We start from the raw sequence: 12400 nt of genomic DNA on the forward strand, positions 1-12400 counted from the left end.
AAATATGAGTACAATAGAAGTTACATCACCATTTGATGGTAAAGTTGTTGGAACAGTTCCATTTAATAGTTATGAAGAAGTTGAAGCAGCTATTGATTTAGCACATAAAACTTTTACAAATAAAGATGGATGGTTACCAAAATATAAAAGAGTTGAAATCTTAGAAAATGTTATGAAAATTATGAGTTCTCAAGTTGAAGAACTTACAATTCTTTGTGCAAGTGAAGGTGGAAAACCTTATATTGACTCAAAAGTTGAGATTTTAAGAGCAATCAATGGAATTAAAATAGCAATCGAACACCTAAGTGTATTTGAAGGTAAAGAAGTTGCTATGGGACATACAAATACAAGTGCAAATAGATTGGCTTATACATTTAAAGAGCCAATAGGTGTAGTTGCAGCTATTTCTGCATTTAATCACCCATTTAATTTAGCTGTTCATCAAGTAATTCCTGCTATTGCAGCTGGTTGTCCAGTTATCATTAGACCTGCAACTCAAACTCCTATGAGTGCGGTTAGACTTGTAAAAATTCTTGAAGAAGCTGGACTTCCAAAAGGTTGGGCTCAAGCTGTTGTTTGTGATAGAAAAGGTGGAGAGTTACTTTCTACATCACCTAAAACTGCATTCTTAACATTTATTGGTTCAGGTTCAGTTGGTTGGTACTTAAACTCAAAAGCTAGTGATGGAACAAGAGTTGTTTTAGAACACGGTGGAGTTGCACCAGTTATTGTTGAAGCTGATGCAGATATTGAAGATATGATTCCTGCACTTGCAAAAGGTGGTTTTTATCATGCTGGGCAAGTTTGTGTATCTGTTCAAAGAGTATTTGTTCAAGAGTCAATTTGCGAAGAAGTTGCTACTAAATTAGCACAATCTGCTTCAAAACTAATAGTTGGAGATCAATTAGATCCAAAAACAGAAGTTGGACCATTAATTAATAATAATGAAGTTGATAGAGTTGAAGAATGGGTAAATGAAGCAGTTTCAAAAGGTGGAAAAATTTTAACTGGTGGAAAAAGAATAAGTGCATCTTGTTTTGAACCAACAGTTATTTTAAATCCTTCAGATGATGCATTAGTATCTACAAAAGAAGTATTTGGACCAGTTGTTTGTGTATATTCATATAAAGATTTAGATGAAGCAATATCTAGAGCAAATAGTCTTGATGTATCTTTCCAAGCAGCTGTATTTACAAAAAATATTGATAAAGCTTTAAAAGCTGTAAAAAGATTAAATGCAACTGCTGTTATGGTAAATGACCATACTGCATTTAGAGTTGATTGGATGCCATTTGGTGGAGCAAAAGTTTCAGGACTTGGAATGGGTGGAATTCCTCACTCTATGCATGATATGAGTGTAGAAAAAATGATGGTTATAAAATCTCCTGTTTTATAATTTATTAAACTTTTTATATACTTCAAAGCTAAGGTTTATTGCCTTAGCTTTTTTTATTTGTAGATAAAAACTTTGTTCCTTTTAAATAGGAACTATTTGAAAGGATTTAGTATGACTTGGGAAGAAGTAATAGAGCAAGAAAAACAAAAAGATTACTATAAAAATTTAAAAGTACAGATTGATAAAAAGTATGAAATCACAACAGTTTTTCCACCAAAAGAGAAAATATTTAGAGCTTTTGCTTTAACAAAACTTGATAATTTAAAAGTTGTTATTTTAGGACAAGACCCTTATCACGGTAATGGACAAGCTCAAGGTTTGGCTTTTTCAACGCCAGCAAATATTAAAAATCCTCCTTCTATGCAAAATATTTTAAAAGAGATAAATGAAGATTTACAAAGACCTTCTTATTGTCTTGATGGAGATTTAACACCTTGGGCAAAACAAGGAGTATTACTTTTAAATACAGTTTTAACAGTTGAAGAATCAAAAGCTGCAAGTCATCAAAATATTGGTTGGGAAGTCTTTACAGATAATATTATCAAATATATCAGTCAAAATTGTAAAGATATTGTTTTTTTACTTTGGGGAAGTCCAGCTATAAAAAAAAGAGTTTTAATAGATGAAAAAAAACATCATATTTTAACAACAGTTCATCCAAGTCCTCTTAGTGCTTATAGAGGATTCTTTGGTTGTAAACACTTCTCTCAAACAAATAATATTTTAAAATCTTTAGCTAAAGAGCCAATTAATTGGTAATTTAGTTAAATAAATCTTTTACTTTTGATTTTATCTTACTCAAAGATAATTTGATAGCTGAATATTTCATAACATTTGCTATATTTTTCCATCTTTGTTTTTCATAGCAAGGATTTGGACATTTTCTACATCTAGGTTTTATTTCGTGTGGGCAATTTTGCAATCTTTCAAATGAATAATTGATTGATTCAAAGCACTCTTCACATAGATTTAATTCCAAATCAAATACTTTATTTTTAAACTCAATTTTTACAATATGCTTTTCTTGATTTTCATGTTTATTGACACAAAAAAGTTCATAAAATTTTTTGAGTGTATTTATCTCACTTTCAAATTTTTCTATTGTCATTTTGTAGCTTTTACTTAATTTTTACTATTTTTGCATATAATAACTAACAAACTATTGACAAGTATCAAGATAAAGAGAAAATTATGAAAAATATACAAAATGATTATGCCTTTTTCAGTTTTTTAAAAGAGGTAGATATAGAAAGGTTAAAAGAGATATCTTTTAAAAAATCATATAAAAAAGGTGAAATTTTATTTTATAAAGGTGATGAATCAAAATATTTACATCTTTTAATAAAAGGAATAGCAAAGCTTTATACACACGATTTTAAAGATAATGAAGTGATAATTCATAATCTTTTAGCACCAGCACTTATTGCAGAAATTGTAAATTATGAAGAGATAAATTTTATAGCAAATTGTTCTTTTGAAACAGATGCAGAAGTTATACTTATAGATTATAAAAGATTTAAAGATGAGTTTTTGTTAAAGCCTGATATATCAATGTTTTTTATCAAATCTCTCACGAAAAAAATAAAGTATTTAGAAAGTTTTATAAACTATAACATTGCTTTAAATAGTATAGAAAAGATTGCAAAATTTTTACTTGAAAATGAAAAATTACTTCCTAGTTTAAAGCATGTAAAAATTGCACAGATTTTAAATATCACACCTGAAACATTTTCAAGACAATTAGCAAAACTAAAAAAAGATAAGGTAATAGGAAATGATAGAGGAACTATAAAAATATTAGATTATGAAAAACTACAAAGAATTGCACATTAAAGGGACTAAATATGCTTGATTTGATAAATACTATTTCATTGGGACTTATAATCTTAATTCCATTAGCAAACCCAATAACAACTGTTGCATTATTTATTGGTCTATCATCAAATATGACAAAACAAGAAAAAAATAAAGAAGCTTTTTATGCTAGTGTTTATGTATTTTTTATTATTGTTTTATCATTTTATTTTGGTCAATTTATAATGAAAACTTTCGGTATTTCAATTCCTGGATTAAGAATTGCTGGTGGATTGATAGTTGCATATATTGGTTTTAGGATGCTTTTTCCTAGTAAAAAAGATGAAAGTAGCAAAGAAAATGGAAGTATAGCTTTTGTGCCACTTGCAATGCCTAGTACAGCAGGACCTGGAACAATAGCAATGGTTATAAGTGCAGCTTCGACTATTCATAGTGGGCAAAGTGATACTCCAATTTGGATAATTTATGTTGCTTCTATTTTAACTCCACTTATTCTTAGTATAATTTTATGGTTAAGTTTACGAAGTGCAGATAGTATTATGAAAATTGTCGGTCGCAATGGAGTTGATGCAATATCAAGATTGATGGGATTCTTACTTGTTTGTATGGGTACACAATTTGTTATAAATGGTGTCAAAGAGATAATTATAAATTTCCCAAATTAAAGGAATAAATATGAAAATACTATTTTCTCCAAGTGAAACAAAAAATAGTGGAGGAGAACAAAAAAGTTTTGATAAAAATAGTTTTATATTTGGTGAACTTTTTGAAAAAAGGCTTGAAATTGTAAATTCTTACAATGATTTTATAAAAATAGCATCAAAAGAGGAGTTAGAAAAACTTTTTGGTACTAAAAAAGCTGATATTTTACAAAAATATAAAACAGATATTTTCAAATCTTCTACTATGAAAGCAATTCTAAGATATGAAGGTGTTGCTTATGATTATTTGCAATATGCAAATCTTGAAAAAAAAGCACAAAAATATATAGATGACAATGTTTTGATATTTTCAAATCTTTTTGGAGTTTTGAAAGCAGACGATGAAATACCTGACTATAAACTAAAACAAGGTGAAACGTTTGGTGATTTAAAAATAGAGAAGTTTTATAGTGATAATTTTAGCCAAGCTTTAGATGAATATTTAAAAGATGAAGATATCTTGGACTTAAGAGCAGGGTTTTATGAAAAATTTTATACTATAAAAAAGCCGTATCTAACTATGAAATTTATAAAAGATGGAAAAGTTGTAAGCCATTTTGCTAAAGCTTACAGAGGTGAAATCTTAAAGCTAATCGCCCAAAATAGTATAAATAGTTTTGATGAACTTATGAATTTGAAGATAAAAAATTTAAAAGTTGAAGAGATAAAAGAACAAAAATTAAAAAAAGAGATAGTTTACAGTATAAATTAAAGGTTATAAATATGAAGCCATTTCAAGGGTTTTTAATAGAAAAAGATGGAACAGCTCAAGAGCTAGAATATCATAATTTAGATAGTGTTCAAAGAGAAAATAAGATTTTATGGGTACATTTTGATTATACAAGTAAAGAAGCACAAGATTGGATTATAAACAATAGTAATATTGATTCTATTGCAGTAGATGCTCTTTTGGCTGATGAAACAAGACCAAGAACAGTTGTATTAAATGATTCTTTACTTATTGCTCTAAGAGGAGTTAATTTAGAGAAAAATGCAAAACCAGAAAAGATGATTTCTATTCGTATTTTTATATCTTCAGATTTAATTATCTCAACAAGTAGAAAAAATATATTATCTGTAATAGAGTTAAGTGAAGAGTTAAGAAAAGCAAAAGGTGTAAAAAGCTCTTCAGAGTTTTTGGTTGAACTAACTTATAGAATGATAGATAGAATGGATAATGTAATAGATAAAATCCAAGATAAAGCAGATTTTTTAGAAGAAAATATTTTAGATGCTGAAAATAATACAGAGTTTAGAACAGAAATATTAAGAATCAGAAGAGAGTGTATAACCTTAAAAAGATATTTAACACCACAAAAAGAGGCTTTAGTAAAACTATATAATGAAAAATTATCTTGGATAAATGAGTACCAAAGAATTGAATTAAGAGAAACAACAGACCAACTAATACGTCATATTGAAGAACTTGATACAACAAGAGATAAAGTGATACTTTTTCAAGAAGAGTTGGTAAATAGTTTAACCGAACAGATGAACAAAAAGATGTATATTTTGGCTATTTTATCTGCAATATTTTTACCACTTACTTTTTTAACTGGACTTTTAGGAATAAATGTTGGTGGAATACCTGGTGCTTCTAATGATAGTGCTTTTTATATATTTATTATAATTTTATTTGCAGTTGTTGGCTTTCAGTTTTATTTATTCAAAAAAAAGAAGTGGATTTGAGAAATCAAAAAAACACTCTTTTTGTTACCAAAAGTAACTCCAACTAACAAATTTCAAAATTCTTTTGTAAAAATTGTCCATTTTTTTCATTTAAATCGTCTTACTATATAGAGAAACAAATTCTCAAAATTAATACAAAGGATTTAAGATGAAAAACAAAGTTTTCATGTCAGTTGTAACATCATTGATGTTAGGAAGTTCTTTTGCAAATGCAAAAGAGATAAGTTTGCAAGAAGCAGTAGAGAATATAGTAAAGAAATATAATGTAACATATATTTCAAAATCAAAAGATTTGAAGAATAAAATAGTAGATTCAGAAAAAGTGAGTTTCGGGGGGGGGTACGGTATTAGATAGTTTAAATAGTGTACTAAATCCAAATGAATTAAAAGCAATTCAAGAAGATGGTGTAATCTATATAATAGAAAAACCAAAATATCAAAACTTTGGTAATACTACTGTTTTAGATGAAATTTCTGTAAATAGTGGAAATTATCTAGGAAGTACAACAGAGAACTCAAACTCATATACAACTGGAAGTATGAATACTGCTACAAAACTTGATTTATCTATCCGTGAAACTCCACAATCAGTAAAAGTTATAACACAAGAATATTTAGAAGATACAAATATCACTTCATTTCAAGAAATGCTTAGTAATGTTACAGGTGTCTCAGCAATTAGAACAGATGAAAGATTAAGTCCATTTTCAAGAGGCTTTGGTGTAGATTACTACCAAATTGATGGAATTCCAACAGCATCTCTTAATCAATTTGCAAGTGCACATGATCAAGATCTATCTATATATGATAGAGTAGAAATAGTAAAAGGTGCAAATGGACTTATGACTGGAGCAGGAAATCCTGGAGCTTCTATAAATATGATAAGAAAACATGCAAATAGTAAAGTATTTAAAGGAGATATAAACTTAAGTGCTGGTTCTTGGGATAATTATCGGGGGACAGTTGATATTCAATCTCCATTAAATGAAGATAAAAGCTTAAGGCTAAGAATTGTTGGAGGATATGAAGATAAAGGCTCATTTATAGATAGATATAGTACTCAAACAAAAGTATTATATGGAATCTTAGATTATGACCTTACAGATAATACTACACTATCAGCTGGTATAGATTACCAAGAAAAAAATAGAGATGGTGCAAAATGGGCTGGATTACCAGCTTTTTATAGTGATGGTACTAGAACAAACTTTAGTAGAAATCAAGCTATTTCAGATGATTGGAACTATTGGGATAGTGAATCAAAGATGATGTTTACAAATTTAAAACATTATTTTGATAACGATATATCTATTCATGCAAACTATTCATATATGGAAACTAGAGAAAATATTTCTTCTTTGGGTTATTGGGGAAATTTAAATAAAAATACAGGTTCAGGAATGACTTGGATGAATTGGAATGCAGATAGAAAATATAAAGAGCATAATTTTGATACTTATGTTTCAGTACCTTTTTCTTTAGGCAATTTAGAACATGAAATAATAGGAGGTTTTACATATAATCAAGTAAAACCTAGTCATTACAAAGAAAAATTAACTTCTAGTCCATTGACAAATTTTTATAATTTAAGTGTACCTAATCCAAATCTTACTAAAGTTGATGTTTTAACTGCAAATAAAACAATACAAACAGGAACTTATTTTGCAGGTAAATTTTCTTTAATGGAAGATTTAAAACTTATAGCTGGACTTAGAGTTTCAAATTGGGAATATAAAAGTGAAAATGGTAGTGGAAATAGAGAGTTTAAAAATGAACTTACACCTTATGCAGGATTGATTTATGATATAGATGAAAATCACTCAATATATGCAAGTTATACAGATATTTTTAAACCACAAGAAAGTAAAGATAAAAATAATAACTATTTAGACCCAATAGTTGGAAAAAACTATGAAACAGGTATAAAAGGTGAATATTTTGATAAAAGGCTTAATACTGGACTATCTATCTTTAGAGTAGAGCAAGATGGAGTTGCAACTAAAGATGAGGGAGTATTTATAACTGGTACAACACAACAAGCTTATAAAGCTGCAAAAGGAGTTGTAAGTAAAGGAGTAGAGTTTGATATAAGTGGTGAAATCACTGATAATTGGAATCTTAGTTTTGGTATAGCAAACTTTGAAGCTAAAGATGCAAATGATAAAAAATTTAATACAACTTCATCAAGAACAACAGCAAATTTATTTACAAAATATAAAATCAACAAAGATTTTGCTATTGGTGGTGGATTGAACTATAAAAGTAAATTTTACACAGGAAGTGGTGCAACTAAAATCACTCAAGATGCTCATATCTTAGCCAATGTTATGGCTTCTTATGATGTAACAAAAAATTTAAAACTCCAGTTAAATATCAATAACTTATTTGATAAAAAATATTATGAAGGAATTGGTAACTTTAATATGAACTATGGAGAACCTAGAAGTTTTGCTTTAAATATGAGATATTCATTTTAATATAAAGAGAGTTTTTACTCTCTTTATATTTAAGTTATAAATCTATAAAAATAAATCAATCTTTTTTCACAAAACAGATAGCTATAAAAGAAAATAGTGCAAAAACAGAACTAAATAAAAATAGATATTCTCCATAAGTAGCTCCTGCAAGCAAAGCTCCTACAAATCCACCTAATCCATATCCAACACCAAACATAAACTGTTGAGCTAGTTTTTTATTATCATAAAGTGAATATAAGTAAATCACAATTGCACTATGAAATAAAGCAAATGAGAATGCATGAATAGCTTGAGTGAAAAATACAACTTCCAAGGAATTTGGAAATAGATATAAGAGTAACCATCTAAAAGCAGTTATTCCTATACAAAATTTTATGATATTTAGAAGATTATTTTTTAATATTGGTGCTTGATAGTAAAGCATTAAAATCTCACAAATAACTCCAAATGCCCAAAGATAAGAGATAGTTTCTAGTGATAGTCCGTGTTCTAACTCATAAATAGTAAAAAAGTTATAAAATGAACCAAAACTTACTTGCATAAAAAATATACTTGCCCAAAAAGCAGCATATTTTAAAAATGAAAAAACTTCATCGCTAATTGGATTTAGTTTTTCTTCTAAATCATTTTTTAATAAAAGTAGAGCAAATATCACAGTTAATACTACTATTGCTAAATAATAGTGAAGTGCAACAAAAGGAGTTGAAAGAAACTTTGCTAAAACTAAAGCTATAAGCATAAATCCAATAGAACCAAAAAGCCTAGCTTTCCCATATCTATCTTTTCCTAAAACTGTTACTGTTGTAACTTCAAGATATGGTAAAATCAAAGATAAACAAGCAGCCAAAAAAGCATTATTTAACATAAATATATAAAAATGTTCTATTGTGATATAAAAAAGTGCAACTGCAAGAACTGTTAGAAATAGGGCTTTTTTAAACATTGATTTATTTAAGCTAATATGTTTTAAAAATAAAAATGGTATAGCAAATTTCATCAAAGGAGCGACAGCTAAAATAAGTCCAATATCAAAAGCACTATATCCAATATCATTCAGCACTTTTGGTAAAAATATTACATATATACCAACAGCAGCGAAATAGAAGAAATAAAAGGCTGAAATATTAAAAAAGAGCATTACTCTTCATTTATTATAATAGTTCGTGAAAGTATATCTTGTATAGTTTTTTTATCTTTGTTAAAAAAGGCATAAAAAAGTGGAATTATCAATATAATTGAGAATAGTGTTGATAAATAACGAATTAGTGCTTGGAAAAAGTTTATTTTTTCTTTTGTAGAACTATCTACCAGTTTTATTCCATAAGCTTTGAGTCCTGGAGTTTGCCCATTTTTAAGCCATAAAGAAATAAGTATTAAAAAAACAACTATTAAAATAATACTCCAACCTAAAACTCTATTTTGTGCAAAGTTTTCTCCACCACCCATTATAAAATAGATTACAATGTAAAATATAGGAGTTGTTATTAAAAATAAATCTACTAAAAAGGCTCTAAGCCTTTTGCCAAGAGTTGCAAAACCATTTAAATTTGAAGATATTTCTTCAAGCTTTAAATCAGAATTTGTAATTCTTTTTTGTTTTACATCTCTCCATTTTGCCATTAGTTTCCTCGGCTACCTGGTTTATAGGCAATATCTTTAAAATCACAATTTTCTGGCGAATACATTTCAAATGAAAAATCTTCTAGTGCAAAAAGTGGTTTATCAAGTGGAAGTTTACAGTTGTCTTTTCGCTCTAAAGAACTTCCAACTCTTTGACAAAATCCTCTATTTGCTAATGCTGCATAAGCTACAACTTCTCCACCATCTTTTTCTACTTGTTTGGCAGCTTCTAAAGCACTTCCTCCAGTAGTTATAATATCTTCACAGATAATATATTTCTCACCTTTTTTTACTTCAAAGCCTCTTCTTATAGTCATTTCACCTTCAGCTCTTTCAGCAAATATAAATCTTACATCAAGTGCAGTTGCAAGTGCAAAACCTGCAATTAGTCCACCAAGAGCTGGAGAGCAAACAGCATCTATTTTTATTCCAGATTTTTTTATTTCAACTGCTAAAGCTTCTGCTAAAAGTTTTGCAGTTTTTGGGTCTTCTAAAACTTTCGCACTTTGTAAATAAAACTTAGAGTAGTTCCCACTACTTAATTTAAAATGCCCTTCAAGTAAAGCATTTGAGTCTTTGTAAATTTGTTCTATATTCATAAATTATACCGTTAAAATTTCTTTTTCTTTTGCTTTTAAAGTTTCATCAGCTTTTGCTACATAACTATCAGTTATTTTTTGAACTTCATCCTGTGCTTTTTTACTATCATCTTCAGTTATCTCTTTATCTTTTAAAAGATTTTTGATTTTTGTATTTGCATTTTGTCTGATATTTCTGATAGCAACTTTTGCATTATCAGTCATAACTTTTGCTTGTTTTGCTGTTTCTTGTCTTTGATCTACTGTCATTGGTGGGAAGAATAGTTTTATTACTTCTCCATTATTATTTGGATTTACTCCAATGTTCGCAGTTTGAATAGCTTTTTCAATAGTACCTAAAAGATTTTTTTCCCAAGGACTGATTGTAATAGTTGTAGCATCTGTTGCTAAAACTGAACCAACTTGACTTAAATCTGTTGGTGTTCCATAATAATCAACTTTAATATTGTCTAAAATATTTACATTTACTTTACCAGTTCTTAAAGTTTTGTAATCTCTTCTTAAAGATTCAATAGATTTCTCCATTTGCTCTTTTGTTTGTGAATAAACTTCATTTAACATAAAATCTCCTTTTTACTTATTCTGCTTTAGTTGGTACATTTGTTTCAGGTGCAACTGGAGCTTGATTTTGTGTTGTTGGACTTGCTGGAATTAAAAGCTCAGGTTTTATATTATCAATAGCACTTTTATTTCTCTCTTGATTATATGTATATCCTAAAAATAGTGTATTTAATACAAACAGTAGTCCTAAAAACATTGTTGCTTTTGTTAAAAAATTTGCAGGACCTTTTGCTCCAAATAAAGATTCATTACTTCCGCTATAAGCTCCTAAGCCAATACTTGAGCTTTTTTGAAGTAATACAACGATTACAATTAGTACAGCTAAAACAAATTGAACGATTAAAAGTGTAGATGTCATTATCTAGTTCCTTTTTTAAAAATGGTGTCTATTTTATCTAAAACTTGTTAAAATAATGTTAAAAAAATATAAATATAATAATCACAAAGAGATAAATGGAACTTAAAAATCAGTTTTCAAAATATGCTAAAGAGTATCAATCATATAATATTATTCAACAGATTTGTGCAAAGTCATTGATAAGAGAATTAAAAACTAAACCAAAAAGAATTTTAGAATTAGGTTGTGGTTCTGGACAAATCTTTTCAAATATTAGTTGGGAATTTGATTTTTATAAAGCTATTGATGGATCTATTTCTATGTGTGAACTTCATCCAAAAGCTAAAAATCTTGAAGTAAAATGTCTAAATTTTGACAGTGATGAGTTTTTTGAAGAGATAAAGGAAGAATTTTATGATATTGTCTTATCTTCTTCTGCATTACAATGGGCAGATAATTTAGAAAAAGTAGTATGTGCATTATCAAAAGTTACAAAAGATATAAATGCAGTTTTATTTACTTCAAATACTTTTAAAACTATTCAAAAACTAACAAATACTTCATCTCCTATCTTAGATGAAGAAAGTATAAAAAATGCTTTTTCAAAATATTTTTCTTGTGAATTTGAAACAATCTTCTATAAATTAGAATTTGATAGTAAAAAAGAGTTGTTTGATTATATTAAAAAATCAGGTGTTAGTGGAAGTAAAGAATTGTCTTTTGAAAAGGCAAAAAAACTATATCAAAATTATGATTTAAACTATTTAGAGTTTGAAGTTATTTTTGTTAAAACAATTTCTAAATTATAAAGTTCATATCTTATATATTTAAAATTTTCACTAGTTTTTATAGAACTAAGCTTTGTTAGTTCTTCTAATACCCTAGCACTTTCTTGAGCCCTTTTAAAGTTTGCTATTAGGATTGAATTCAAATTTTCTCTATTTTGTTCACTCTTTATGGAATCTTTTAACACATCACCATTTACATCTCTTGTCTCAAGAATTTCAAAATAGTTCTCTGTTCTAGCTTTATGTCTTAGATTTTTTAATTTTGTTGAGTTTTCTTTATCATTATATACGTATCTAAAAATGTCTTCAACTACTCGAATACCTTCTCGTAGTCTATTTAGGTTTGCGTCTATTATTCTTAAAAAATTTGAGTTCATATTAGTTAAATGAGTAAAAAAGAGCTTTTAGCCCTTTTTT

The 12400-nt window shown here is 27.9% G+C and carries 15 protein-coding genes and 1 pseudogene; 9 read left to right on the top strand and 7 right to left on the bottom strand.

Features of this window, described 5'->3' with window-relative positions:
• The first annotated feature begins 4 nt into the window (after window positions 1–4).
• Window positions 5–1396 (top strand): aldehyde dehydrogenase family protein, encoded by a 1392-nt coding sequence (locus tag ACNSOS_RS07370; protein ID WP_113895318.1) that lies wholly within the window; start codon window positions 5–7, stop codon window positions 1394–1396.
• Window positions 1397–1507: 111 nt separating this feature from the next.
• Window positions 1508–2155 carry a uracil-DNA glycosylase gene (ung, locus tag ACNSOS_RS07375; protein WP_418184783.1) on the top strand — a complete coding sequence of 216 codons (648 nt, stop codon included), beginning with the start codon at window positions 1508–1510 and terminating at the stop codon, window positions 2153–2155.
• Window position 2156: 1 nt separating this feature from the next.
• Here the strand turns inward: ung and ACNSOS_RS07380 are convergent, their stop codons facing one another.
• Window positions 2157–2504, bottom strand: coding sequence for a nitrous oxide-stimulated promoter family protein (locus ACNSOS_RS07380; RefSeq protein WP_418184784.1), 348 nt, complete (start codon window positions 2502–2504; stop codon window positions 2157–2159).
• Between the two features lie 83 nt (window positions 2505–2587).
• Between ACNSOS_RS07380 and ACNSOS_RS07385 the strand changes: the two genes are divergently transcribed.
• The 6 genes from ACNSOS_RS07385 to ACNSOS_RS07410 all read left to right on the top strand — a co-directional run bounded on the left by ACNSOS_RS07385 (window position 2588) and on the right by ACNSOS_RS07410 (window position 8078).
• On the top strand, window positions 2588–3229 hold the full coding sequence (locus ACNSOS_RS07385; RefSeq protein WP_418184785.1) for a Crp/Fnr family transcriptional regulator: 642 nt from the start codon (window positions 2588–2590) through the stop codon (window positions 3227–3229).
• Window positions 3230–3240: 11 nt separating this feature from the next.
• Window positions 3241–3876 (top strand): MarC family NAAT transporter, encoded by a 636-nt coding sequence (locus ACNSOS_RS07390; protein WP_113895314.1) that lies wholly within the window; start codon window positions 3241–3243, stop codon window positions 3874–3876.
• Between the two features lie 10 nt (window positions 3877–3886).
• Window positions 3887–4624, top strand: a complete 738-nt coding sequence (locus ACNSOS_RS07395) for a YaaA family protein (protein WP_418184786.1) — start codon at window positions 3887–3889, stop codon at window positions 4622–4624.
• A gap of 11 nt (window positions 4625–4635) precedes the next feature.
• Window positions 4636–5601, top strand: coding sequence for a zinc transporter ZntB (locus tag ACNSOS_RS07400; protein ID WP_418184787.1), 966 nt, complete (start codon window positions 4636–4638; stop codon window positions 5599–5601).
• Between the two features lie 148 nt (window positions 5602–5749).
• Window positions 5750–5956, top strand: a complete 207-nt coding sequence (locus tag ACNSOS_RS07405) for a hypothetical protein (protein WP_258238190.1) — start codon at window positions 5750–5752, stop codon at window positions 5954–5956.
• Between the two features lie 184 nt (window positions 5957–6140).
• Window positions 6141–8078, top strand: coding sequence for a TonB-dependent siderophore receptor (locus ACNSOS_RS07410; protein WP_418184788.1), 1938 nt, complete (start codon window positions 6141–6143; stop codon window positions 8076–8078).
• Window positions 8079–8133: 55 nt separating this feature from the next.
• Here ACNSOS_RS07410 and ACNSOS_RS07415 read toward each other — a convergent pair whose 3' ends face one another.
• From ACNSOS_RS07415 to secG, 5 genes and pseudogenes are all read right to left on the bottom strand, one after another.
• Complete coding sequence (locus ACNSOS_RS07415) at window positions 8134–9216, bottom strand: MFS transporter (protein WP_418184789.1); 1083 nt, start codon at window positions 9214–9216, stop codon at window positions 8134–8136.
• The gene (locus ACNSOS_RS07420) at window positions 9216–9698 is read right to left on the bottom strand and encodes an RDD family protein (protein ID WP_418184790.1); all 483 of its coding nucleotides are present in this window, start codon (window positions 9696–9698) and stop codon (window positions 9216–9218) included. Before ACNSOS_RS07420 ends, ACNSOS_RS07415 begins: the two co-directional genes overlap by 1 nt.
• Window positions 9698–10297, bottom strand: a complete 600-nt coding sequence (gene pyrE, locus ACNSOS_RS07425; RefSeq protein WP_113895307.1) for an orotate phosphoribosyltransferase — start codon at window positions 10295–10297, stop codon at window positions 9698–9700. Before pyrE ends, ACNSOS_RS07420 begins: the two co-directional genes overlap by 1 nt.
• A 3-nt stretch (window positions 10298–10300) precedes the next feature.
• Window positions 10301–10858, bottom strand: a complete 558-nt coding sequence (frr, locus tag ACNSOS_RS07430) for a ribosome recycling factor (RefSeq protein WP_113895306.1) — start codon at window positions 10856–10858, stop codon at window positions 10301–10303.
• A gap of 28 nt (window positions 10859–10886) precedes the next feature.
• Window positions 10887–11216: pseudogene (gene secG, locus ACNSOS_RS07435) on the bottom strand (preprotein translocase subunit SecG); the annotation flags it as partial.
• 95 nt (window positions 11217–11311) lie between these two features.
• On the opposite strand from secG, the gene ACNSOS_RS07440 reads away from it, so the two are divergent.
• A complete protein-coding gene (locus ACNSOS_RS07440) occupies window positions 11312–12004 on the top strand; it encodes a methyltransferase domain-containing protein (protein ID WP_418184791.1) in 693 nt (230 codons plus the stop codon).
• On the opposite strand, the gene ACNSOS_RS07445 is transcribed toward ACNSOS_RS07440, so the two are convergent.
• On the bottom strand, window positions 11956–12360 hold the full coding sequence (locus ACNSOS_RS07445; RefSeq protein WP_113895303.1) for a thiamine-phosphate pyrophosphorylase: 405 nt from the start codon (window positions 12358–12360) through the stop codon (window positions 11956–11958). The genes ACNSOS_RS07440 and ACNSOS_RS07445 overlap by 49 nt on opposite strands.
• Between the last annotated feature and the right edge of the window lie 40 nt (window positions 12361–12400).

Origin of the sequence: Aliarcobacter vitoriensis, from assembly GCF_048320235.1 — a bacterium.
GTDB classification, from domain to species: domain Bacteria; phylum Campylobacterota; class Campylobacteria; order Campylobacterales; family Arcobacteraceae; genus Aliarcobacter; species Aliarcobacter vitoriensis.